Origin of the sequence: Lutispora thermophila DSM 19022 (genome assembly GCF_900142105.1) — a bacterium.
Classification (GTDB): Bacteria; Bacillota; Clostridia; order Lutisporales; family Lutisporaceae; genus Lutispora; species Lutispora thermophila.
Genome location: NZ_FQZS01000017.1, coordinates 1 through 25,918, shown reverse-complemented (window position 1 = coordinate 25,918; position 25,918 = coordinate 1). Strand labels below are relative to the sequence as shown.

The window sequence follows — 25,918 nt, the reverse complement described above, 5'->3', positions numbered from 1 at the left end:
CACCATTATTTTTATTCTGTATTATTCTTAGTCAATTGGCTGTCATCTGTCAATGCCCCAAAGGAATTAGAATAAATATAATTTGCTATTACTTTCACATCTATTGATGAAGGGTCGTCGCATAAATCTCCGGGAAGAGTAAAGCAAAATTCTTTTGATATTTCCTTGCACTGTCCAGTACTGCAGGTTCCGGTAAATATAATTTTCCCTTTCTGGCTTATTATCATGTTATTTTTAGATCTCACCAGTACTACACTTAATCCAAGGATTCTATTTTTGCAAACATTTTTCAAGTTTACTACAATCCTTAACAATCTGCTTTGGCAATTAAGTTCTTCGATAGGTATATAAATTTCCTTAAAGTCTTCACATCTGTCAAAGTCAACTTTTTTATATCCATCATGGCAGCAGTCATTGGCTGATTCAATCTTTATGGTATCTAACTCATTGAACTTTTTTAGTATGCTTACCTCTAACTCATCTTCGCTTATTGCTTTCTCGTCAATTTCTTCATATTCCGGTTTATTTGCTTCATTACCTTCCATATCCTAACCCCTCCTGAATATATAGCATCATTACATTATATTCAGAAGTATCATAAAGTGTTACACGTATAGTGCAACATCTATATAATAATCAATCTCTCCTGTCTGCCGTTTATGAAATAAACTTCCCCATCTTTAATGATGTCCTCCTCAAGATACATAAAAACAAGTTGATTATTCCAAACTCTTATATTATCTGAAACATTAAGCTCCAATGCATAGCATGTCTTATCTTCAATGGTTCGCTCTCCTGCGCCGTGAATATATGACTGATTGTCATAGAGACCTATTATGGGCCCTACCCCATGTCCAAAGGTTCCTAAAGGATGGGTATATATCATGGGTTTAATGCCCTCTGATTTAGCTGTTTCTATAGATTTAAGGAGTACATCGTTACCGGTAGTACAAACTCTAATATTTTCTCTTACTATATCCTGAAGTCTATTTCCCTTGGCAAATAGTGCCGATAATTCTTTTGGAGCCTCTTTTTCACCATCCTTAAGTATGTACCCAACTCTCTGAACATCTGTGTGCAGCTGCACATAAATACCGTTTATACCTACATCGCAATGAATAAGGTCTCCGGGAAGAATGACTTCGTTGAACATCCTTGGTACATCACTGCCCTTGCGCTGGAGATCAATATCAGGTCCAAACCAATACAGATAACCAAGGCGATTAATAACATCGCGCATGAACCACTCAATATCAGTGGTAGTTGTGACTCCTACTTTAATAAACTTCCTGGAGAAGGAATAGTCTATAATATCGTGTGTTATATTAACCAATGCTTTCATAATCTCTAATTCCAGCGGTGTAATCCTCTGGAGCCAGTATACAGTAAGAGGTTCACCATCACATAATTTTACTGCATTTTCTCCAAGAGCATCTTTTATATTCTCATAGAGTGTAGAGGAAAGGCCGTCACAACAGCCATTGATATGGTTTCTGTTAATAGCAATTTTGGAAGGATTGATTTCTTTGACAATTCTAGCGATAGTTTGCCATATGGTTTCTCCCGGTTCCTGAATCCTTTCGTATATACCTTCCATTTCCTGTGAGAATGGACCTATTACCATCTTGCGAACTGTATCTTTTTCTTTATCATAGTGGAAAGCCAATATTCCGATGCGCCTTGCATCATACATATCCCAGGGATATAATGTTTTAAGCATAGGATCCTTGCATCCTTCTCTGGAAGCTACTATCCAAAAATCCATTCCTGATTTCCTCATTGCCCATGGAAGTATTGTTTCCAATCTTTGCCTCAGTATCCTCGTGCTTAATTCTGCCTGTTTCTTGATGGGTAAAAGACCTGCCTTACCCATTTTTGCTTCAAGTCTTTTCATAAAAGCTTCATGCATATCAATACACTCCTTTGAGCAAGTTCTGTAAATTCTTTACGACATATAACATTGCCTGAGTTTTAAATAAGTTATGAAACAGTTACCATTGAAAGCATTATAAACTAATGACAGCTTTATTGCAATTCTGGCTAGAAGTCTGTATTAAAATTGACATAAAGTCTGAAAAAAGAGCCAAAAGAAAATGGATTGACTTTAAGATACGGCATATACCATACCCTTAGTCAATCCACTGAATTTTTCAAGTAATCTAATTTATGAACTTGTTAATCATGTTAACAAATTAACAACAATTACAGCCATTACAATCTTTCTTCTGCTAATTAGTTATTTTATGTTTTAGATCATTGCTTCTATTCTGCTTTAGCAGTTTTAGCCTGAGCATTAGCAAGTGCAGATTTTAGCATTACGATGCTAGTATATACTATTACGCATATAACTAACCAAGTAAGAATCTTTATTGGCAATGATTTTACAATATAATATGCTACAAATACACCTGCTGCGCCACCGATAGTAAGACCCATTGATCCTTTTCTATCATGAGCTCCTTCTTTTACGAATCTCATACCTGCAGCAGGCATTAAGAATGCACATGAACCCATCATTATTGGGAAAGCAACTCTTGGGCTCATACCCAAAGCATATACCAAAGCCATGCATGGTGCATACAATCCTACACCGATAGTCATCAATGCGCCAAGAATAAAGTTAGCTACTATACCAAATATAAGCTTTCCGCCTGTTAAACCAATTTCCTCACCACCAGCAGGCATCCAACCCACTTGACCAGCTAACATAAAGAAAGCAACTATCAAAAGAGCAGCTCCCATACCTGCTTGTATCTTCTTTTCTGGAAGTTTTGAAACAAAACCTGCACCAATTGTTGCGCCTAGAGCTGCTGCTGCCAACATGCTGAAAAGTGTCACTGGTTCAACTTCAATAGCAGCAATAAACAAAAATGCTTCAAATACAACAGGAACTGTATCACCTACATTCAATGTTCCTGGTATTAACTTATCAGGTACCATTTTGAAAAACTTGAACATTGCAGTTGTAGGAGCAAAGCTTCCTATACCCAAGGTATCAAAAAAGTTAGTGATAAATCCAACTCCCAATAAGCCAGGCCAACCGGTTTCTGAAAGATTATTTTTGTTTTGCATAAAATCCTTTATGAAGAAATATAAGAAAGCCAACGTTAAAATTGCTAATAATCCCAATAAAATTTTTACCATTAATATACCCCCCTATTTTATTTAGAGTACTTTCATCTTTAATCATCTTGGTCTATTTTAACAAGAAACCATATTTCACTGGGTCGTCTTCATCTATAACAAAGTGGTTAAAGCCTGTGATATAAGCGCTTCCAGTTATTTCAGGTATTACTGCAGGAAAGTCTCCTACTTTTGTTTCTTCAAGTATTCTTCCTTTGAATCTTGTTCCTATTATGCTCTCATAGATGAAAGGTTCATTAATTTTTAACTCACCTTTAGCATATAATGTTGCCATTTTGGCGCTTGTACCTGTTCCGCATGGTGATCTATCAACTTGTCCTGCTCCAAATATAACAACATTTTGCAGTGTTGCCCCTGGAGTCTTGGCAGGACCATATACTTCTACAAGATCAACAGTTTTTATATGACTTAATGTAGGATGTTGAACTTTTATTGTATCGTTTATAATGTTTAAAAGTTTCATTGCTCTTTCTGTCAATATGTTTACATTTTTGGGATCAATTTCAACACCGAGTTCAGTGGCTTTTATGATAGCAAAGAAACTTCCTCCAAAGGAAATGTCAAACGTAACGGTTCCCACATCTGGTAAGTCAACTTGTACATCTTTCTTGTATAAAAACGCCGGTACATTGATTATTGATACTTCTCTTGCTTTTCCGTTTTCTACCCTAACATTAGCTGTTATAAGACCGGCAGGAGCTTCTAATTTGATTTGAGTATATGGCTCTTTGACTTCCACCATGCCTGTCTCAACTGCAACAGTAGCTGCACCTATTGATCCATGTCCACACATGTTTAGGTATCCGCCACCGTCCATAAATATTATTCCAAGATCTGCTTCGGGATTTACAGGTTGAGTTATAATAGAACCAAACATATCATTATGTCCTCTAGGTTCATGCATGATCGCGGTTCTTATATTGTCCATATTTTTTTCCAAATACTCTTTCTTTTCACTCATTGAATTACCTGGTATTTTAGGCACTCCTCCAATGACTACCCTAGTAGGTTCCCCCATTGTATGAGAATCAACTGCATGTAAGCTTTTGATAAATCTCATGCTTCCACCTCCTAAATTATTTGTGAACATTACATTCTGGTTCATCTATGTTTATTGCTATATGGAACCTACGTAGATATATCGAGGTTTTATAATGACAGAATATTCTCAATATTTTTGCTGCAAATTATGAATCTCATATTTAGTAGTCCTTTATGCCATTTCTTATGCTTTTCTATGATATAATAATTAATGCGGCAATTTTTATTTTTATTTATTTGGTGTCTGTGAAGAACATCATATAGTGGTTAGAACCATTTCTGTATGATGTCCTTCACATTTTTTATCCAATATTATAAATTTCTATTATCTACGCAAGCTCCAAAATAGCTTTTCATTTATCGGCTCTTTTTCTCATTTTCAGTTTCAACATTGCAAGAGCCTTTTTAGCATCTAATTCCGTGACTGTATTCTCACCTACAGTCTCTGTTTCGATGCCTTCCGCAGATTTATTAAAATCTACTATTGTATCCATATATTTATTTTTAACAACAAACTGGGCCTGAGTCCCTACAAAGCTTAACCCTACTACTTCTATGCCTCTTTTTCCTATTTCTTCGATTGTATTTGCATAGTCAACATGACTATTGCCCCAGCCATCTACTGAGATTATTACTCCGTCTAACCTCATTGCTTCAGCCCAAGCTCCTACTCTCTGTCCCACAAAATATTTATCTTCGTTATTTTGCGGTGTCCCAACTATCACTATGCCAACCAAATCTACATCATTGTCCTTTGATACAACATCAAGCAGGGGATCTCTGAAATGATGTAACGATGTTTCTTTAGTAGAAGGTCCTACTCCCATTTATAACACCACCTTCTAATGCATGGCTCTGATAGCACCATCACGATATTCATTGGGGCTTACTATTATCGGAACATTTCCCATATCGATTATAGATCGTCCCCCAGCGAAACCTGATGGTTCTTTAGCAAATAAATGAGTATCATACATGGCCCCTTGGCCTGCAACCTGCTTGACTATTGCAACTCTCTTTCGGTTAGGCTTTATAACATCATAGAATTCATGCTTTTCGGTACAATATCTTCCGTTTAACTTCTTCAATTTATCTCTTATTTCCTGTACCATCTTGTCACATACTCTATGAGCCGCAGTTGGACCAGTTCTGAAGCTTCCTTCCCCGGCTTTCAGCACAACATCACAGAGCAATATGATGTCATTTTCGCCGGGTGTTCCAGGCCTGTTCAGAACAATCTTATCTTTAAGAATTCCCTCAGAAGAGCCAAATTCAGCTACCTGAACTCCCTCTGTGTCGACTCCTGTAAGCATAACATATATTCCTGTAAGAGTATGAGTTATACCCTCTCCTAATCTGCCAAGAACCTTTGCAGATATTGGAATGATATCCATTATGCTATTCACCCATCTGTCATGCTCATTGGGCTTGATTATTTCAATGTTAACACTATGGATTAACGGTTCGTCTTTTGTAATATCATCAACGATGTTCTTTCTTAGATAAAGACTCTGACCCATAATCTCAGTTTTATCTGAAAAAGAGGCTTCAGTAATATGAAAGCTTTTTATGACTAATCTTCTCATTTCTTTTATATCGCTGTCAACCATGCTATCATCCCTTTTTCAATATAGCTAATATCTGTTTATACTTTAGCTATATATTCATAAGGTAATGGAACTATCTTTCCAGGCTGATCTATCTTTGTCAATTGGATTAGGGAGTCTTTTACAATGTTGTATTGCATTTCTCTGTCATTTGGTGCCCCTGCGTTAGCTCCCATAGGAACTAGCGGAGCAACTGCCCTAGGAGTTCCATTTTGTCTTACTACCGGAGGAAGAGCGGCAATTATTATAGTTGGAATTCCTGCTTCCTCAATCGCTCTCTGCACAATCACGGCAGAGCGGTGGCATGTGCCTCAGCCAGCTGTCATCAATACTGCATCTACACCTGCTTCTTTCAATATCTTTGCTATTGTAGGACCTGTCTCGTTTTTAAACTTCTCCTGGTTTCCACCTCCTCCCATAAATCCTATATGAACAGGAGATACCTTTTTGATAAAACCTTCTTTTGCTAATTCATGAAGTCTGTCAATTGGGAACATACAGTTAATATCCTTGTTGACATCTCCATTGTCATAACCACCATGTGATACCATTAATTCACTTGATGGAGTTGTATCTTTAATCTTTCTAAAAGTAAAATCACCGGCAAGATTGAATCTTTGGTCTGATTTTTCATGAACTCCTGCTGCTGTTGCAATAGCAACGGTCATGTCTTTAAGTTCTTTTACAACTGGTGTCCAGACCGGTGGTGGCGTAATAGGAACATATATTTCAGACTGCATTCCCTTTACTACTGTTAAACTCATCATTCTACCTCCTTATCAGATTTATTTCTTTTTTCAATATTGCTAACATATTTTTCGTTTACTTCGGGACTTAATACTTCAGGATAACTCATATTAAATCCTACTTCTTGTCCAATCTTGAGAGGATAATCGCTGATGAGCATTCTCATAGGAACCTTCAGAAAGCCTAATCTTCCTTTCAGGTCTATGCCTACTGCACCATCATGAAGCTCTACAATTATTCCCTCCATGTATATTAATTTATCTCCGTATTTCATAATTTACCTATTTAGTAGAATATTTTTCTTTTCTCTTCTGGCTCATTGGAATTGAAGTTTCATTTTCTACTCTTTCTATTTTCTTTCCTATTGCTTTTTCAACTAATTCCAAGTTGTTTTCCTTAACATTCGGATTCCATTTTCTTTCTGCTTCCTTGACAGGTTCTCCTGCCATGGCTGCCTTTAACATTGCAAGGGCTCTAATAGCATCTTCTTTAGTCAATGTGTTGCAAGATAAAACTTCATTTTCAATACCTGCTTCTGATTTGTTCAGGTCAATCATATGAGTCATGTATTTATTTCCTACAACAAGGGCACCCTGCACTGCACAGAAGGACATTCCTACAACAGGAATTCCTCTCATACCAATTTGCTCAATATGGCTAGCAAAGTCTATATGGTTGTTTCCAAAGCCTTCTGTTGTTACGAAAGCTCCATCTGCATCCATTGCTTCTACCATCATGCCTACTCTCTCAGATACATAGAATTTCTCTGAGTTAATCTGTGGGCTTCCTACAAATACAACTGCTGCCAAGTCAACTTCTTCATCATTTAATGCTTCAAGTACGAGAGGCTCTCTCCAGTAGTGTCTTGAACACTCTTTTGATGCAGGTCCTATACATGTAAGGGCATGTATACCTCCATCCAATACTTCAAGAGGTGAAAATACTACTGGAACGTTTCCTAAATCTACATTTGGTTTTCCTCCAAGTACTCCTACAGGTTCAACAGGCAATATCAAGTTATCATGCATTGCTCCTTGACCCATTATTTCCTTAACTATAACAACTTTCTTCTTGCCTGGTCTTCTGTATTGAACAAATTCCTCAGTATCAACAACAAGGCTATCATCAAGCTTTTTCAATGCTTCTCTGATTTCCTGAGTTACAACATCTGTTGCTTTATGAGCAGCAAGAGGTCCTGGTCTTTCCATGTTTGTATGCTCTTGAATTACAACTTCAGATTTTATAAATATTTCTCCCTTTTCTGGAGCACCAGGTCTTCCCCACATGATGTTTTCTTCTAATATTCCTTCAGATGAACCAAATTCGCCGATTTGAACACCAAGCTCATCTGTTCCTGTTACCATCATGATAACTCCATCTAATACTCTTGTAACTCCGCTACCTAATTTGCTGTCCCCTTCTTTTGTAGCTATAGGTTGAACGTCCATTATTGTCTCGGAATAAGTATTATATTTATCTGGAGTTATGATATCTAATTTAAACTTCTTAACTAATTTGTCTGCTTTCATAGCATCTTCTTCGATGCCTTCTCTTATATAAAGAGTTGTTCCTTCAATTTTTGTTTCTGGCCCACGCTTTACTTCTGTTATCTTGTAATGCTTCTTGGTAAGCTTTCTAACAGCTATTGGCTCGCTGGCAGCTTTTTCTTCCTTTTCTGCAGCAGTTCCCAAGTTTGCAGCTGGAGCTACCATGGTATTTGATTCTGCTACAGGCATTGCTGCAGGCATTGCCATACCTGGTTGTGCTATCATTGGTATTTCAAGATTTATATCCTTGCCTTCTCCAATATGGATTTTCAACACTCCACTGTTTACTGAAGAAGCAATCATAGGTTGTGCAGTAACTACTGATGGTGTAGATTCTACAGTTACTTCCTGATGGGATTCTTCCTTGGTTTCTTTCTCTGATTCATCCCCTAGTTCTTTTACTCCCTCTACTAAATCTGGAGTAATAGGTGTTAATGAATCAATGGTCTTTATCAATTTTGCGCCTAACACATTTCCGATTTTTAAAGTATTTTCGTCAATCTTTAGCAATCCTGAGTCTATAAGGTCAGGAAATATGGCTGGATCTTCCAGGTTATCTGCAGAAATTATTGTGCCTGCTTCAGTTCTGCAGCAAACAACTGCGGGATCATTCTTGTGGTGTAAAGCGTTTTCTGCTGACATTGACATTTTATTTACCTCCTTTTATTAAGAAAAATTATTTTATATTAAAATTAAATATTTAATATGCTGTGCTTTTAAGAAGGTTATGCCTTAGTCTTTCTAACCAGCTTATGCCCCGCAGCTCTGAGCGCATGATCTGTACTATGATATGTTGGAACTCCTAACCTAGGAGTTACAGTCATTACCGTATTCGTTCAGTCACCGCAGGTTCCTGTTAGAATAACCTCTGCACCTTCTCTTTTGAGATCTAAAACAGTAGATGCTTGACCAGGACATACGCCGGGCTTTTCACATCTCCACCTTCCATTAACCTCCACCATTCTCTTGCATTTTCTTTCTGCAACAACTTGGGCTCCCATACCCGCTGCTATTTCTCTTAATCTTTCTTCCTGAGCACCGCATTCACATGCAAGTATTCCTACTTTTCTCTTTTCTTGTGGGAATGGCATTGCTACTATTATTCCGCCCAAGGTCTTTACTATAGGTGATGTCTCTTCGCCATGCTTTCCTGTAAAAGGCCCTCCGAGAATTATCTCTCCATGCGGTTCCAAGTATCCTCCAGCCTTTTCTATATATTTTTTTACAGGATATCCTATAGGCACATTGAAAAATACCTTACCTTCCTTGGCGCCTCTTACTCTTCCGGCTACAGTCAAATCCTTATCAATAACCGGCTTTCTTTGTTCTATTGCCAATGTAACGTTCTTTATGGTTTCAACATTTGATATAACAGCATTGGCGGCGCTTGGCAGTTCTCCCGGTTTTAGTTCTACTCCTGTGAATTCTCTTACTATTACTCTTTCATCTCCTGCAGGATACATATCAGGTAATATTTTTATCGATATATTATCCTCGGGTTTCAAAGCCTTGTTAATAGCCTTTATAGCATTAAGGTGTTTAACTTTTATTGCAATATATCCTACTTTGGCATTTGTGATTTCCATGAGGTATTTCATGCCTCTGATAATCACATCAGGATTCTGCTCTAAATATGCGATATTATGTGCTAAAAGAGGTTCACACTCAGCCGCATTTGCAATAAAGCATCCTCCCTTAAGATCTGTCTTAAACTTCACATGAGCAGGAAAACCAGCTCCTCCTGCACCAACAATCCCCGCTTCTTTAATAGCCTCTAGATAATCATCGGTTTCCTTTATAGGAATATAATCTGGAGATTGCTCATCGAAAGCATCTATCACTATTGATATATCAGTTATATCTTTTACAATACCTGATACACTGGTATGAATATTGGCTCCGAGACCAGTAGGCACTGCTACAAGTTGCCCTCTTTTTACCTCGTCTCCAACCTTCACAATGGGTGAACATGGTGCTCCCACATGTTGTCTCAACATAAGTTCAACTCTTTCCATCCAATTCACCTCCTTTGTTAAATCTGTATCAATCAATCTCATTACTATACAACATGCAATTTTCTCGCCAATATTACAAAAAAATTTGAAAATCTACTCAAAAATAATAAATTTATTTAAAAAGCATATGAGTCATTGAAACTCGCTGTTTTCAATGGCTCATATGCTTTTCCCTAATCTCAAAAAATTTTTTTATTATTCTTATCTTCATATTTCTACAAAATATATAAAAGCAAATATACAAAGTGTCAAATTTTAAACACTTGATTATTTATTTTTTCTATATCAAAATCATCTTTTATAAGTTTTTTCAATATAATTTTTAAAAAACCAACTCTGACAGTAGGTGTCAAAATTTTAACATAATGTTAGTTTTTTAACACATATTTTTTACAAGTATTCTTCCAAACCATACTGTTTAAGTTTATAATAAAGGCTTCCCCTATTAATGTTTAACATCTGGGCTGCCTTTGCCTTATTGCCTTCTACTAAATTCATGACTTCTATTATTGTTCTTTTTTCAATATTTGCCACTGCTTCCTTCAAATCATAACTTGAATTCATGATTCCAGCAGTATTTTTACTATATTGATCAGAATTTTTCCTTATAATATCATCAGGAAGCATATCCTTTCTTATTTTGCCATCTGGCGACAAAATTATTAGCCTTTCTACCACATTTCTAAGTTCCCTTATGTTGCCCTTCCATTCATAATCTGTAAGGGCTTTTATTACCTCAGGTTCTATATCTACTTCCTCTATTTCATTATATTCTGCGAACTCTGCAACAAAACTTCTTATAAGCTCCGGCAAATCCTCTTTCCTTTCCCTTAAGGGAGGAAGATGTATTGATACCACACATAATCTATAGTAAAGGTCTTCCCTGAAAGTTCCCTCCAGCATCATTTTCTTTAGATCTTTATTTGTAGCTGCAAGTATTCTTACATCAACATTTATGGATTTATCTCCGCCCACTTTGGTAATAACACCATCTTGCAGGACACGCAATAGTTTGGCCTGCATATCGATGGGCATATCCCCTATTTCATCCAGAAATAGAGTCCCTCCGTCTGCCAACTCAAATTTGCCTATCTTGCCTTTTTTCAAAGCTCCTGTAAAGGCTCCACCTGCATACCCAAAAAGCTCACTTTCAAATAGATTATATGGAATGGCACTACAGTTTATAGGAACAAAATGTCCTAGTCTTCCGCTTTCTTGATGTATAGCTCTTGCGAATACCTCTTTGCCTGTACCACTCTCTCCTGTTATTAGTATGCTGGCATTTGATTTTGCAACCTGCTTAGCCAATGTGATTGCATTAACTATAGCCTTACTTTTTCCTATAATACTCCCGAAAGAATATTTGGCTTGTGTGATGTTTTTCATCTGCTCTTCTAAAAATTCCACCTTTGATCTTTCGCTTTCAAGCTGCATTGATAAGTTCTTTATTTCGGTAATATCTCTGTCCGTTGACACTGCTCCTATAATCTTCCCATCGTACATCAAAGGCACTGCGCTTATTACCACATAGGAGCCTTCCTTAGGTTTATGTTTATGATTTACAAAGGATTTTTTTTCTTCAAGCGCTTTTGCCAGTAAGGCATTAGGAAAAACTTCCTTAATGTTCCTACCTATTATCTCACTCTTCTCAATACCGTATAGTTTTACTGAGCTTTTGTTCCACAGCCTTACAATTCCTTCACTGCTTACAACGCATACTGCCTCTTGAAGATTCTCCAAAACGATGCTGAGCTGAATCATCAACTCTTCTATTTCAAGATAATAAGTATTCAATAGACTTTTTGATGTAATGACACCGGTTATCTCATAGCCGTCTGTAACAAGCAATCTGCCTATTCCTTTGCTCATCATAATATCCCTTGCTTGTTTTATCTTTTCTGTTTGCATAATAGTATATACATCTGTCCTCATATATTTTTTAACGGATTCTGCAAAATCAACTTTTTTCTTCTTAAGCCTACATATATCAGTTTTGGTTAGTATTCCTTCAACATACTCCTTATCTCCACTTCTTCTTGTAATAATAACTTCATCCCTTGCATTAGAAAGCATCATATCAACAGCACAGTCTATAGAAATACCGTATTCCGTCTTTATTATATCTTTATCCATAACTTCAGACACACATTTATACATTGATTGATCAAAAAACATCATAAACACCACCTAAGTATATTAGTTAGGCAAAATAAGCTATAACTTTGATAACTATTAAAGCTAAGCAGTTACTTCTCAATGCAAATATCCGCCATCAACACACCCTCTATGGATTTTGAAGCATTCATGAAAGGTATTGATATTGCTATGCAATAGTTGTATGTGACATTTGATATATATGGCTCTGAATAATACTCTTTTCCTAGAATAGATTCTTTAAAATATGGGCGGTGTGAGTAATTATTATTATCCGTTATGGGAACACTAGCTGATACCATATCTCCATGTGAATTAATAATTCCTATATATTCAAATTGCTTATACTTCATGCTTATATTCTTCAATAATTCGGAAGCATTATCGATAGAAATTCCTCTTGAATTTATCTCTGAATTTATATCTTTCAATATTTTAAAGCCTTCGTTTATTAGTTTTCTTTCTTCGTCTCTTATTGTTACTTTACTGATAAATGATTTTAAATAACTGTCTATTGTATTAGTCATGTCATTCATCTTGATAGCCATTGCAGATATCTCATGGGCTGAAGCCAGCTGTTCCTCAGCTGATGCTGATACTTCCTCCGCTCCGGCAGCTGTTTCCTGAATGCTAATGTTTATTTTCTCCATCATATTATCAACATCTTCAGCCATAGCATTAGATTCTTCAGCTAAGCCTATTATCTGGACAACTGCATCATAGGTTGAATTTGTTGCTTCAATCATATGTTTTAATGATTCTTTAGCCTTATCTGCATCAGATATGGTTTTGGATATCCCTTCCACCTCAGTTTTTGCTTTTAATGTTATTTCATTGATTCTGCCAATTATCATTTCAACAAGTTTTCTTATCTCATCAGCCGATGTAGCTGACTGTTCTGCAAGTTTTCTTACTTCATCAGCTACCACAGCAAAACCTTTACCTGCTTCACCGGCCCTTGCCGCTTCAATGGCAGCATTTAATGCAAGCAAATTTGTCTGTCTGCTTATCTCAGCAACAGCAGCAGTTATATCATTTATCTTTCCCGCTTCTTTCTCCAGTTCCTGAATATCATCTGCCAATTTTATGCTTCCTGAAGCAGTATTCCTCATTTTATCAACTAACAGATTTATTACTCTATTATTTTCTTCAACAATGTTTATCATTTCACCTGCAATATTTTGCGTTTTTTTTGCATATTGTGCTATCTTGTCAGAATTGCTCGCCATGTTTTGGGTGCTTATTTTGGTTGCTGCTGTCATTTCTGATTCTTTACAACTGCCTTCAGCAATATGTGTTATTGTTTGAGCTATTGCTTGAGATGCAATTTCATTTTGTTCTATGTTCTTGCTGAGGTTTATTGATAAATCTTTTGTCTTTTGAGCTATGGCAGCAACCTCGCATACAACCTTTTTCATATTGTGTGTAATCTTATTTATACCATCTGCAATACCTTCTGCAATCCATATATCTTTTACTTTAGTGGTAAGCTGGCCCTCAGCAATGTTCATAACATTCTCTCTGAATCCTTTTATGGATCTTGATAAATATATGAAAAGGGCAAAAAGTAAAGCAGATGCCACGATTATTAATGCTGCTGTTATTAATAGTAGATACTTCTGACTTGAGACATTGAACTGTGTCATAAATTCATCCAATTCTTCTGCTGATGAAATATATTGGGGCAACATAGCATGTAACATGGAACCGGTAGTATTAAAAATAATGAGATATACCATACTAAAAATTAAAACAACCATAAGAAAAATTATCATGAAACTCTTTAACCTCATTTAATCACCTTTCTTATATAATTTTTATACCTATCATATTTCAATACTTACCTCGCATATTTTCCATACCAGTAATTTTAAATAACTTACCTCATATGCTATCTTCCATATCTCTGATATCGCATGAAGCATCGATCATTCTATCTTAAGAACATCCTTAATAGTATATAAGCCCGGCTCCTTACCATATAAAAAAGCTGCAGCTTCACAGGCTCCCTGAGCGAAACACTCCCAATTATATGCATGATGTGTTATCTCAAGTCTTTCTCCCATAAGGCCAAACATAACCGTATGACTACTTGATATATCACCAGATCTTATAGAATGATATCCTATACTTCCTGGTACTCTTTCTCCTTTTCCTTCTCTTCCAAAAACAGCAATATCTTTTAGTTCTTTATTAAGAGCTTCTGCAATTACTTGTCCCATTTCTTTAGATGTACCGCTTGGAGCATCCTTCTTATATCTATCATGCATTTCGATTATTTCAATATCAGATACATTACCTATGGCTTCAGCAGCTATTTTTAATAGTTTATACATAAGATTAACCACTCTGGATGAATTTGCAGCATATACAATAGGTATTTGCTTAGATGCATCTTTTATTCTGTTAAATTCTTCTTCTGAAAAACCTGTGGTTCCACAAACTACAGCTTTCTTTGACCTTAATGCAGCTTCCAATATTTCCATTGAAAACTCTGTTGTAGTGTAGTCAATAATTACATCGCTTTCATTTATTACAGTTTTTATGTCATCTACTACAATAGCATTTAATGCTCTTCCCATTCCACTGACTATGCCTATATCTTGTCCTATGTAATCCCTGCCTTCAGGTCCTATACCGGCTACTATTTTCATATCAGTTCTATTGCTCGCAATTTTCGTAATAAGACTTCCCATTTTTCCCCTGGGTCCAGCTATGATGATATTCATAAAGATTTACCTCCCGTTATAAAACTACAACTAGTAAATACATTTTAAATATTTTGTCAGATTCAGTATTTATATAAATATCTTGTAATTTTTAGTATATATTTAAATATAATTCAAATCAATATTGAATAGGTATGAAATTTTTTGAAAGCACACCTATCCATGATTGTATTAATTATATTTATTAACTTTTTATAATTAATATATCATTTCTTGTTGAATAATGTAATATTTAATTATCTATCACAGGAAATTCACTGTATGAATATAATACTTGAATCATCTTTAATGTTATATTTAACGCAACCAGAAACTGACCATTTCCATGGCAAGCAGGAATACTTGGGAATGAGACTAATATAATCTCATTGTTAATGAGAGGATGTATAACATTTGCTCCAAAAGAGAAGTTAATACATTTTAAATAATAGAAATGATTGCTATTTTAAAAGGATTATGAATACTATCCGCATGGAAAATTTGTTATGAGACAACGATTAACTTCAATCCCATATTGGTTTATACATCATATATAAGAAAGGCTTTTACAGAAAGTTTATATTAAGGTGAAATTATACTTTCCTATAGCTTATGAAAAAAACACTGCAAAGTATTGCAGTGTTATCTATCAAATGGAGCTGGTGAACGGAATCGAACCGCCAACCTGCTGATTACAAGTCAGCTGCTCTGCCTATTGAGCTACACCAGCTTATGATGGCGACCCAGAACGGGCTCGAACCGTCGACCTCCAGCGTGACAGGCTGGCATTCTAACCAACTGAACTACTGGGCCGTATTTTATTTAAATGGTGGGCACAATAGGGCTCGAACCTATGACCCTCTGCTTGTAAGGCAGATGCTCTCCCAGCTGAGCTATGCGCCCAATTATAATGGTGACCCGTAGGGGAATCGAACCCCTGTTACCGCCGTGAAAGGGCGATGTCTTAACCGCTTGACCAACGGGCCACGTGATGGTGATCCACCGGAGAATCGAACTCCGGACACCATGATTAAAAGTCATGTGCTCTACCGACTGAGCTAGTGGATCATCTGTGAGTCATAGCGCTCACATTTATACATTCTACATGTTTTAGGCGCTTTTGTCAACATATTTTTTTTGATTTTTTATTACCAATTTTATGATTGATATATAGCTCAAAGACACCTAAACATGTGACATATTGATATTATAATGGGAAAATTGAATTTTTGCAATGGTAAATATATATTTTTTGTCTAGAAAATTATTACTTAAGCTTACTAATTATATCCCTTGCCACAACTATTCCAGTAACAGATGCCTGCATCAATCCTCTGGTAATTCCTGCACCATCACCTATGGTATATAAATTTCTCACTGATGTCTCAAACTTGTTGTTGACCTGCACCTTACTGGAATAGAACTTGCACTCTACCCCATAAAGCAATGTGTTCTTCGAATAAAGCCCTGGTGCTATATTATCAAAGGCCTTCATAGCTTCTATTATGGATACCAGATATCTATGAGGCAATACGTAACTCAAGTCTCCAGGCACTGCATTTTTTAAAGTAGGTATAGTAGTGGATTTTTTTAATCTGTCCTTATCTGTTCTCCTTCCCTGAAGTAAATCTCCAAGCCTTTGAACTAATATACCGCCGCCTGTCAACATATTTGCAAGCCTTGCCACATATTTGCCATACTCTATAGGTTCTTTAAATGGCTCTGTAAATCTTGTAGATACCAACATGGCAAAATTGGTGTTATCAGTTTTCAGCCTGTCATCAGCATAACTATGACCGTTTACCAGGGCCAAACCTCCTTCATAGTTTTCTTGAGAAACTACACCTCCTGGGTTCATGCAAAAGGTCCTAACTTTATTGTCAAAGGTATCCGAATAGTAAACGAGTTTTGCTTCATAAAGATCCTTCGTCAAATGATCCATTACGCTGTTTGGAACTTCCACCCTTACTCCTATATCCACCGCGTTATTATCGGTGCTTATTGATAGCTTACGCGTCTGTTCTGACAACCATTCAGCACCGCCTCTGCCAGGCGCTGCAACAATATATTCTGCTTCTATTACCTTTTCTTCCTTATCTTTTGTTTTTGTAACTACAGCTTTAGCTTCACCATTTTCCTCTAGTATATCTTCCACAGTTGTTAATTCGGAAAATGTAACTTTTGGATTTGATATCAAATACTTATACATGCCTTCAAGCACATAAAATGCTTTTTCCGTACCCAAATGTCTCACGGGACAAGGTATAAGCTGGATATTATGCCTTGAAGCCTCGTATTTTACATCATCAATTATCTTGCTATTCAAACCATGAACCTCGCTTTGAGCTCCGAAGTCCAGGTAGATGGAATCCGCATATTTAATCAATTCATTAGCTTCATCTTGAGACATATAGTCTGTAATGTTTCCTCCAACTTCTGGACTCAATGATAGCTTTCCATCGCTAAAAGCTCCTGCTCCCGACCATCCAAAGGTAATACCGCAAGGATCACAACCTACACATCTTCCAATGCTTCTAGCTGGACATTTTCTTTGAGATATTGTTCTTCCTTTATCTAAAATCAGTATATCCAAATCCTTATTGCCTTTTGTCAATTCCAAAGCTGTAAATATACCTGCCGGACCGGCACCTATTATTACCACATCATATCTGTTTTTCATTTCATTCACCCTTTATCTCTTTAATTGAAAAGTGTTTTATTCTCCTTTTACAGCATTGTCTCAAATCATTTTTTCTGCCTCTGGTCAAAGAAACCTGTATCTTTCTTCCACCAGTTTGCATTTGTATAATTCCAAGCTATCAAGCTTATATCAATATAATCTCTATCTACATATCCATCTATGATTTCATCGGTTAATCCGATTTTTTTTATTTCATTTCTGTTTTTTTCATTATCTTCTACCAATACATAATCGCACCCTGAACAGGAGTAACGATAATCAAACACTTTCAAGCTGTTTAATATTTCTATTTTTTGATTATCAGTTAGTTCCATCTTTCTTTCTCCCCTTCCTATTTCACAATATTTAATTTTGTGAAATTTAATTATAAAAGCCTAATTTATAATTTTATTCCATAGTTAAGGAAGCATGCTCAATTTATTAATTAAAAGCCTTTCTTATATTATCAAATGTATTTTGCAGAGTCAACCTGTGGATAAGTTATCAACAATCTACAATTTATTATTCACAATACAATTATATTATAAAAATTTATTTCAAGCTATCAATTGCTTCTTTCGGGTCTTTTGCAACACATAATTCAACATATATTATGTTAATTTGTCATTTTTTATCAAATTAGTTGAATATTCTGTTTTTACTTAACTACATGAATTACACTTTATAAATCCACATTATCCACATTATCCACAGAGATATGCACATATGTTCGAATAACCTTTTATTTTTATGTGCTTTCAATAGGTATGCAATGAATATTTTTATGAATATTCAACTTATCCACTTTTTACATAAAATTTTGTGGATAACTTTGTGATATAGTGGATATCTTAACATAAAAAAATCCGCGAATTTCGCGGATTTTTAATATAAAATAGATTATAAACTGCATTAATAGAAGTATTTCAACATCAATTGTGAAAAACTTTCTTAATTTCTTCATGCTTTTTCTTAAAACTTATGTTACTTATCCACAGGATAGTATAATCTTCATTAGTCCACATTTCCCATTAAGTGAATCTCGGTAAATATCATAATCTTGCTTTATCAGCAAATTTAGTAAATTGACCCAGCCATACCAATTCTACCGTACCCGTTGGGCCGTTTCTTTGCTTCGCTATTATCACTTCGCCTATATTCTTTTTTTCCGAATCAGGATGATAATATTCATCCCTATAAAGGAACATAACCACATCAGCATCCTGTTCAATAGCTCCGGATTCTCTAAGATCAGATAATATAGGCCTATGATCTGCTCTTGTTTCCGGTGCACGGCTAAGCTGGGATAATGCCACTACAGGCACATCCAATTCACGAGCTAAGGCCTTTAATGACCTTGATATGTCAGAAACCTCTTGTTGTCTGCTGTCATAATTACTGCTTCCTGACATGAGCTGAAGATAGTCTATGGCAATGAGACCTAAACCATGCTCTATTTTCAATCTGCGGCATTTTGCTCTCATCTCAGTAATAGATATTGCAGGAGTATCATCTATGAATATGGGCTTGTCTGCCAAAACTCCCATTGCTCTTGCAAGCTTTATCCATTCATCTTCCGTTATATCTCCTGTCCTAAGCCTGTGAGCATCAATTAATGCTTCTGCACATAGAAGTCTTTGAGAAAGCTGCTCCTTTGACATTTCCAATGAGAATATGGCCACAGGTATGTTTTCTCTTACTGCTGCATGGTGCACAATATTCATCATAAGGGCAGATTTACCCATGGAAGGTCTCGCTGCAATCAATATAAGATCTGATCTCTGCAAGCCTGAAAGTTTCTGATCCAGATCCACAAAGCCTGTTGGTATACCCGTGATTTTTCCTTTATTTAAATAAAGTTCTTCTATCTTATCAAAATTAGATGTCAATATTTCTTTAATGGGCACAAAGCTTTGAGTAGACTTGCTCAAAGAAATATCAAATATACTCTTTTCCGCCTGATCTATAATCTCAACTGGATCTTCAGGGTTCTCATAGCATTTGGATATAATATCATTTGAGGATTTTATTAATTTTCTTAATAATGACTTCTCTTCTACAATCTTTACATAATGATTTATATTGCTGGTTGTGGGCACAATATTCATAAGTTGAGTAAGATATGTAATACCGCCCACTGCTTCCAAAGTATTTCTACCCTTTAATTTTTCAGTAAGAGTGATCAAATCCACAGGATTATTATCATTATAAATTTCTACTATTGCTTCAAAAATTTCTTTGTGGACTTCTCTATAAAAATCATCACCTTTTAATACTTCGGCAGCCGTTGATATAGCTTCCTTATCCAAAAGCATTGCTCCTAAAACGGATTGCTCTGCTTCCAAGCTATTTGGTGGTATTTTTTGTATCAACTCATTCATATTAACACCTCACAAAACCATAAGGCTACTTGGTTAAAAATTCCATTACCTCTCTTATATTGCCTGCTTCCACTATGTTTATACCTTGAATGCCTACAACATCCTTTTTATTTTCATAGGGTATTATCATATGTTTAAATCCTGCTCTTATGGCAGCATTAGTTTTTTCTCTTACTCCACCTACTGCTTTTATGTTTCCAGCTATAGATATCTCTCCAGTTATGCAACAATCTTTGGGTAGAGATTTTTCCATAATCGCCGAATAAAGAAGACAAGTTATGGCAAGACCTGCTGAAGGTCCATCCACCTTACCTCCACCGATGCAATTAACATGTATATCATATCTGTCAGGATTTATGCCCATGTTATGCTTAAGCACTGCAAGAGCATTAAAAAGAGAGTCTCTTATCATTGACCCTGCCGTTTCATTAAATCTCACAGAACCCATCTCATCATCTCTTTTATAAGCAAGGGCTTCAAATTCTATTATACTACCCACATATCCGCTTACCCCTGCTCCATATACCTTGCCTATTTCTGAGCCCATTCTGGCAGTATAATCGTCTCTAACAAGAGACCCTAAGACTTTTTTAGCTCTATCATAATCTATAATAACCCTTTTGTCTGGTTTTTCATATAGATGGCTTGAATAACAATCCAACAATACATTTACTGCCTTTCTGGCATCATAAGTATGTCTGCTGATAAGTTCTTTAGCATCATCATCTATGCTTATATCGAGTTTATGAGCTCCATTGTCCAATATATCCTCTATGTCCTTAGGACTCAATGGATTAAAAAACACTTCAGCACATCTGGATCTCAATGCTGGATTTATCTCTTCAGGTCTTCTTGTGGTTGCACCTATCAATATGAAATCTGCAGGCGCTCCTTCCCTAAAGAGGGTGTGAATGTATTTGGGTATTTCATCACTGCTTTCATCATAATAGGAGGAATCAAAGCTTACTTTCTTATCCTCCAATACTTTTAGAAGTTTATTCTGAAGCATCAAATCCAATTCGCCTATTTCATCTATAAAAAGAATACCCCCATGGGCCTCTGTCACCAGTCCCGGTTTTGGTTCAGGAACTCCGATATCTGAAAGATCCTTTCTGGCTCCTTGATATATTGGATCATGAACAGAACCCAGCAGAGGATTAACAGCCTCTCTGGGATCCCATCTCAAGGTTGTCCCGTCTACTTCAACAAAAGGAGCATCCTTTCGAAATGGGCTATAGGCCTTCTCCTTGGCAGCTTTAAGAGCTATTCTTGCTGCAGATGTCTTCCCTACCCCAGGAGGCCCATAAATTATAACATGTTGAGGAAAAGGTGAAGCAATCTTTGATAACAAAGCCTTTACACCCTGAGATTGACCTATTATTTCATCTTCTCTCTGAGGCCTTAAGATATCGGATATTTGCTTTGTTAAAGATATGCTTTTCTTCTTTTCCAACTCAGCATATTTTTTGAGCGTAGACGGATTTTCTACATCACAATGCTTTTTAATGATCTGAAGTTTAATTTGATTCAGATATTCCTTTTCGTTTTCCTCTATTTTATGAAGAATTTCCTGCTTTATAAGTCTTTCTGTATAGACTCTGGCAGCCTTATCTGACAGCTTGTCCCTGATGGCTTCAAGAAGCTTGCTTATATCCTCCTGATTCTGGAGAGCTGATACTTCTTCCTCCGGATTAAGTATTTCCCAAAGTCTCTTTGCTTTAGCTTTTGGATCCTTTAACTCATCAATTCCAATACATTTTGTGTCTCCATATATTTTCTTGCTGTAATCAATAAGCACGTCCAATAATTCATCATTGCTGCATACTATGCTATGTTCCAATGTGATCCCTCTTCTCTATTCTTGTGAAACAGTTACTTTTACTTTAGCCACAACCTCTGGATATACTTTTATTTCAATTTCATGAGTACCTAAGGATTTTATAGCATCTTCAAGAACTATTTTCTTTTTATCTATTTCGATTTTATGATTTTCCTTAATTAGGTCCGCAATATCCTTGGCCGTTATGGAACCGAAAAGCTTTCCATTTACTCCAGCCTTTGTCTTTATTACAATTTCAATATTGTTTAATCTCTCGGCCAGTTTCTTAGCTTCTTCCAATTCTTTTCTCTTTTTGTTTTCTAAAGAACTTTTCTTATCATTTATCTCATTCAGCTTACCTGCAGTAGCTTCCACTGCAAGCTTTTTGGGAAATAAAAAGTTTCTTGCATAACCATCACTTACATTGACTATATCATCCTTTTTCCCAAGTGCTTTAACATCTTGTAGTAATACAACTTTCACTACCTCTCACCTTCCTTTAAATATTCATCCACTGCATTTTTAATCATATTGATGGCTTCTTCTATGCTTATCCCGGATAGCTGAGCCCCTGCTACGGTCAAATGACCTCCGCCACCCAGTTTCTCCAATACAACTTGCACATTTATATCACCAAGAGATCTTCCGCTTATATATATATAACCTCCCATTTGAGATAATACAAAGGATGCATTTATCCCCTTTATATTCAACAGCTCATCTGCAGCTTGTGCTGCAATAAGAGCAGGATTATCTATATTTTGAGGTATATATGAAATGGCTATATTGTTCCTGTACATCTGTGCTCTCTTTACAACATCAGCTCTGGCAAGGAATGTATCCATATTATCCTGAAATAACTGCCTGGTTAGAGTTGTATCAGCTCCGGCCCTCCTCAAGAAGGAGGCTGCCTCAAAGGTTCTCACTCCTGTTTGGAATGAGAAGTTCTTTGTATCTATAAATATGCCTGCTAGAAGTGCTTCTGCCTCAATTTGCTTAATCTTTGGCTTTTCAAACATATATTGAAGAATCTCAGTAACCAATTCACTGGTAGATGAGGCATAAGGTTCTATATATGTCAGCACAGCATCATCTACAAACTCTGTACCACGCCTATGGTGATCGATTATAACTTTTTTCTCTATTTTATTGATTAATTCCGGTTTCGCAGTAAAACTTGGTCTATGGACATCCACCATGATGAGAAGGGTTCCTTTACTATCATATAATAAAGCGTCATCACCACTGATAAATGCATCATCATACTCCTGGTCCTCTCTTAGCTCTGCCCATAGATTTTCTATACTTGCATTAACTTTGTTCAATACTATTCTAACTGGCTTGTTATGATTTTTACAACACCTATATATTCCCAAAGAAGCCCCTAGACAGTCCAAATCAGGCATTTCATGTCCCATTATGAGCACATCTTGAGACTGTTCAATGAGCTGCCTCAATGCATAGGCGATTACTCTTGCCTTTACTTTGGTTCTCTTTTCTACCGCTTTGGACTTGCCTCCATAGAAGGAAAGCTTATCATAATTTTTCACTACAGCCTGATCTCCTCCACGGGCTAAGGCAATATCCATAGCACTCTTTGCAAATTTCTGCAATTCTGCATGTGTCTTCCCGTTAACTCCTACACCTATGCTCAATGTAAGGGGAATCTTATTGCCAGAATTTATCTCCCTGATGGTATCCAGAATTTCGAAACGTTTTTCTTCAATTATGGATAGCTGCTTCTGACTAAAGTGTAGTATATATTCACCATTGGCATATTTCTGTATTGATGCGTTGTGCAATGCAGCCCAGGAACCTATGATTCTATCCAAATCTGCCAATATAACAGGTTGTGAAGCCTCTTCCACATCCTTTAGAACTTCTTCCAAATTATCAACTTCCATTATGGCCACTACGTTTTTCTCTTCCAAATATCTGTTTTTGAGCAGCACATATTCTGTCTTATCAACCAAATATATAATTATTATCCTTTTTTCATCATCATCTTCGGATATATCAAAAGGTTCACAGTATAAATCATAATATCTGTCTTTGACGCTGGTATTTTTAAACTCTCTTTTTCCTTCCTTTAATACAACATCCAAGTCAAATCCGGGCAAATAATTACATACATTTTCATTCAACAGATAATCACCTTGGAACATGTTAAGAAACAATGAATTGTACCAGCTTATATTTCCCTCTTCATCACAGATCACTAACGGAAAAGGCAGGTTAAGTATGGCATTTTTTGTTGCAAAATCAACGTTTTCCGATAGCTTCTCTATATATAGTCTCAATTCTTCCTTCTTCTGAACCTTCTGATTTACATTGTAGTATATGAGATACACCAAAATCAACGTGCCAACCAATCCAGCAAGCAGATTGTAATAACCAATGATCAGAACGCTTATGCCTATAATCCATAAATAGATATTGGAATCAGGCATTAACATTCTGCGGAAAAACCCGCCTTTCATCATATCCCCCCGATATGCCTTTTATTTAGTTTTCTAAAGTCAAAAACCGTATCAATGAGTCCTACTATTACAAGGTAATTAGAAAAACTGGTAAATATAAAAAACATGATAATAATTTTAAGAGCTTTGCTAATACCATATTTATCAAGCAAATAACATGCTACAGATAAGCCTATTATGGCAAATACCCACTTTATTATATATATTATATTCAATTGAACAGTTTGCATATTTGGAACATTAAAATAGGTAGCTGCCATTGACAAAAGCAATATTACCAACATGCCCATGGAAAAATTATCCGGTATTCTCCACTTGGAAAAGGGCTTAACATCTGCTATCTCATATTTCATTCTATTTAATACCACTTTAACAAATTTATAGTTTACAAATGAGAAAAGTATTCCGCTTAAAAGAAAAAGAGTAGGCATTACATATCGTATTGCAACGAGGGATTCTTTCATAGTACTAATAATATTGCTTAGCTGCTCCTCCGACATTCCAATAGATCTATAAACACTGGCAGCCGAATCAATAGACTCCTGCATAATGCTTATCATCAGATCCATAGCTTGTGTTGCAGACTGACCTGCCATAAAAAAACCAAATAACAGCCCAAATACAGAGCAAACAGCCAATATTATTCCGGAAACAGCTATGTTTAAGGCTGGATTGACCTTTTTACTCATCAAATGGCCCATGATGATACCAGCAATTCCAAAAACTAAAAATAGATATATCCCGCTAAAGGGTTCAGTAAATATGGCAACGATTATGGCTGCCACTACTGCTGAAATAATGCTTACCTTGAACCCATTTCTAAATCCGATAATTATTATTGGTGTTGGCCAAAACATACTTAGTAATGATAAAAATGGCATATAATAGACTAATATACCTAGCACAGCTGTAACTGAAGCGAATATAGCCCCTTCTACAAGGGCTTTAGTGTTCATTTTGTTCATTGTCCACCTCTTTAATGCTTTTGTAGATACTCTGAAAGATCCGACAAATCTCCATACCATTTTTCCGTTTCATGACCTTCCAGCATACCAATTTTTATTTTGTCCATTATTTTTGAATCAATAACACTATATTGTATTCCCAGCCTTTTGCCCAATAAATATGTAACAAGTATCAGATTGGCAAGAATATCTAAAAGGGCATCCCTACTTGCTTTTGTGCCTTTCAATAATATTTGAAATAAGGAAGCAACAGATGTTAAAAGTTCGCTTTTTAAAAACTCAATTATTCTTATATTTCTGGTAATATCAGTCTCTTTCTGCATTGCCATCCCTCCAGCAACTATTTTATAATTCTATGTTTCTTGGCTTTATCCTTCAAGTAATTAATGCCTATAATCATTATTAGTGTTAATCATTATAATAACACACAAGCATTCTAATCACAATATTAAAGGTTTTAGTGCTGATATCCGTAACCAAAGGCATAAAATGCGGTGTATGGAGCAATAAACTTTTCACTTTTTATTGGGTATAAAATAAGAAAGGCTTCCTTTGGAAGATTTTATATCGATAAGGTAGCCTTTCTTGAAACCCATTACGGAAAGCTAATATTATGGTAGATTTATACTT

General features: G+C 36.0%; 21 protein-coding genes and 5 tRNA genes. All 26 read right to left on the bottom strand.

Annotated elements, in window-relative coordinates; translation table 11 throughout:
• Positions 1–11: 11 nt before the first annotated feature.
• The 26 genes from BUB48_RS12340 to BUB48_RS12210 all read right to left on the bottom strand — a co-directional run bounded on the left by BUB48_RS12340 (position 12) and on the right by BUB48_RS12210 (position 25,617).
• Complete coding sequence (locus BUB48_RS12340) at positions 12–545, bottom strand: hypothetical protein (protein ID WP_073026542.1); 534 nt, start codon at positions 543–545, stop codon at positions 12–14.
• 80 nt (positions 546–625) lie between these two features.
• Positions 626–1,909, bottom strand: a complete 1,284-nt coding sequence (locus tag BUB48_RS12335) for a M24 family metallopeptidase (protein WP_073026541.1) — start codon at positions 1,907–1,909, stop codon at positions 626–628.
• 353 nt (positions 1,910–2,262) lie between these two features.
• Positions 2,263–3,144: a sulfite exporter TauE/SafE family protein gene (locus BUB48_RS12330; protein ID WP_073026540.1), complete on the bottom strand. Its 882-nt coding sequence runs from the start codon at positions 3,142–3,144 to the stop codon at positions 2,263–2,265.
• 52 nt (positions 3,145–3,196) lie between these two features.
• Entirely contained in the window at positions 3,197–4,204 is a 1,008-nt protein-coding gene (locus BUB48_RS12325; RefSeq protein ID WP_073026539.1) for a proline racemase, read from the bottom strand.
• 334 nt (positions 4,205–4,538) lie between these two features.
• A complete protein-coding gene (locus BUB48_RS12320) occupies positions 4,539–5,012 on the bottom strand; it encodes a glycine/sarcosine/betaine reductase component B subunit (protein WP_073026538.1) in 474 nt (157 codons plus the stop codon).
• 15 nt (positions 5,013–5,027) lie between these two features.
• Positions 5,028–5,795 (bottom strand): proline reductase cluster protein PrdD, encoded by a 768-nt coding sequence (gene prdD, locus BUB48_RS12315; RefSeq protein ID WP_073026537.1) that lies wholly within the window; start codon positions 5,793–5,795, stop codon positions 5,028–5,030.
• 35 nt (positions 5,796–5,830) lie between these two features.
• The gene (gene prdB, locus BUB48_RS17570; RefSeq protein WP_084524587.1) at positions 5,831–6,556 is read right to left on the bottom strand and encodes a D-proline reductase (dithiol) protein PrdB; all 726 of its coding nucleotides are present in this window, start codon (positions 6,554–6,556) and stop codon (positions 5,831–5,833) included.
• A complete protein-coding gene (locus BUB48_RS12300) occupies positions 6,556–6,813 on the bottom strand; it encodes a CBO2463/CBO2479 domain-containing protein (protein WP_073026534.1) in 258 nt (85 codons plus the stop codon). The genes prdB and BUB48_RS12300 overlap by 1 nt, the downstream gene beginning before the upstream one ends.
• A 7-nt stretch (positions 6,814–6,820) precedes the next feature.
• A complete protein-coding gene (gene prdA / locus BUB48_RS12295; protein ID WP_073026533.1) occupies positions 6,821–8,734 on the bottom strand; it encodes a D-proline reductase (dithiol) proprotein PrdA in 1,914 nt (637 codons plus the stop codon).
• Between the two features lie 77 nt (positions 8,735–8,811).
• Positions 8,812–10,101 (bottom strand): proline reductase-associated electron transfer protein PrdC, encoded by a 1,290-nt coding sequence (gene prdC / locus BUB48_RS12290; RefSeq protein ID WP_175548419.1) that lies wholly within the window; start codon positions 10,099–10,101, stop codon positions 8,812–8,814.
• Positions 10,102–10,491: 390 nt separating this feature from the next.
• The gene (locus BUB48_RS12285) at positions 10,492–12,279 is read right to left on the bottom strand and encodes a sigma 54-interacting transcriptional regulator (RefSeq protein WP_242944207.1); all 1,788 of its coding nucleotides are present in this window, start codon (positions 12,277–12,279) and stop codon (positions 10,492–10,494) included.
• A gap of 68 nt (positions 12,280–12,347) precedes the next feature.
• Entirely contained in the window at positions 12,348–14,048 is a 1,701-nt protein-coding gene (locus BUB48_RS12280) for a methyl-accepting chemotaxis protein (RefSeq protein ID WP_073026530.1), read from the bottom strand.
• Between the two features lie 135 nt (positions 14,049–14,183).
• Positions 14,184–14,984, bottom strand: coding sequence for a 4-hydroxy-tetrahydrodipicolinate reductase (gene dapB / locus BUB48_RS12275; protein ID WP_073026529.1), 801 nt, complete (start codon positions 14,982–14,984; stop codon positions 14,184–14,186).
• Between the two features lie 633 nt (positions 14,985–15,617).
• Positions 15,618–15,693: transfer RNA gene (locus tag BUB48_RS12270), tRNA-Thr, on the bottom strand.
• A 6-nt stretch (positions 15,694–15,699) separates the two neighbouring features.
• Positions 15,700–15,776: transfer RNA gene (locus BUB48_RS12265), tRNA-Asp, on the bottom strand.
• 14 nt (positions 15,777–15,790) lie between these two features.
• Positions 15,791–15,866, bottom strand: a tRNA-Val gene (locus BUB48_RS12260).
• Between the two features lie 8 nt (positions 15,867–15,874).
• Positions 15,875–15,949, bottom strand: a tRNA-Glu gene (locus tag BUB48_RS12255).
• Between the two features lie 6 nt (positions 15,950–15,955).
• Positions 15,956–16,031: transfer RNA gene (locus BUB48_RS12250), tRNA-Lys, on the bottom strand.
• A gap of 199 nt (positions 16,032–16,230) precedes the next feature.
• On the bottom strand, positions 16,231–17,643 hold the full coding sequence (locus BUB48_RS12245) for an NAD(P)/FAD-dependent oxidoreductase (protein ID WP_073026528.1): 1,413 nt from the start codon (positions 17,641–17,643) through the stop codon (positions 16,231–16,233).
• Positions 17,644–17,708: 65 nt separating this feature from the next.
• Positions 17,709–17,978 carry a hypothetical protein gene (locus BUB48_RS12240; RefSeq protein ID WP_073026527.1) on the bottom strand — a complete coding sequence of 90 codons (270 nt, stop codon included), beginning with the start codon at positions 17,976–17,978 and terminating at the stop codon, positions 17,709–17,711.
• Between the two features lie 717 nt (positions 17,979–18,695).
• Entirely contained in the window at positions 18,696–20,024 is a 1,329-nt protein-coding gene (gene dnaB / locus BUB48_RS12235) for a replicative DNA helicase (protein WP_073026526.1), read from the bottom strand.
• Positions 20,025–20,049: 25 nt separating this feature from the next.
• The gene (gene lonC, locus BUB48_RS12230; RefSeq protein ID WP_073026525.1) at positions 20,050–21,864 is read right to left on the bottom strand and encodes a Lon family ATP-dependent protease; all 1,815 of its coding nucleotides are present in this window, start codon (positions 21,862–21,864) and stop codon (positions 20,050–20,052) included.
• A gap of 15 nt (positions 21,865–21,879) precedes the next feature.
• Positions 21,880–22,326: a 50S ribosomal protein L9 gene (rplI, locus tag BUB48_RS12225; RefSeq protein ID WP_073026524.1), complete on the bottom strand. Its 447-nt coding sequence runs from the start codon at positions 22,324–22,326 to the stop codon at positions 21,880–21,882.
• Positions 22,326–24,326: a DHH family phosphoesterase gene (locus tag BUB48_RS12220; RefSeq protein ID WP_242944206.1), complete on the bottom strand. Its 2,001-nt coding sequence runs from the start codon at positions 24,324–24,326 to the stop codon at positions 22,326–22,328. The genes rplI and BUB48_RS12220 overlap by 1 nt, the downstream gene beginning before the upstream one ends.
• Positions 24,323–25,288, bottom strand: a complete 966-nt coding sequence (locus BUB48_RS12215; RefSeq protein WP_073026522.1) for a YybS family protein — start codon at positions 25,286–25,288, stop codon at positions 24,323–24,325. The genes BUB48_RS12220 and BUB48_RS12215 overlap by 4 nt, the downstream gene beginning before the upstream one ends.
• Before the next feature lie 11 nt (positions 25,289–25,299).
• On the bottom strand, positions 25,300–25,617 hold the full coding sequence (locus tag BUB48_RS12210; RefSeq protein ID WP_073026521.1) for a MazG-like family protein: 318 nt from the start codon (positions 25,615–25,617) through the stop codon (positions 25,300–25,302).
• Between the last annotated feature and the right edge of the window lie 301 nt (positions 25,618–25,918).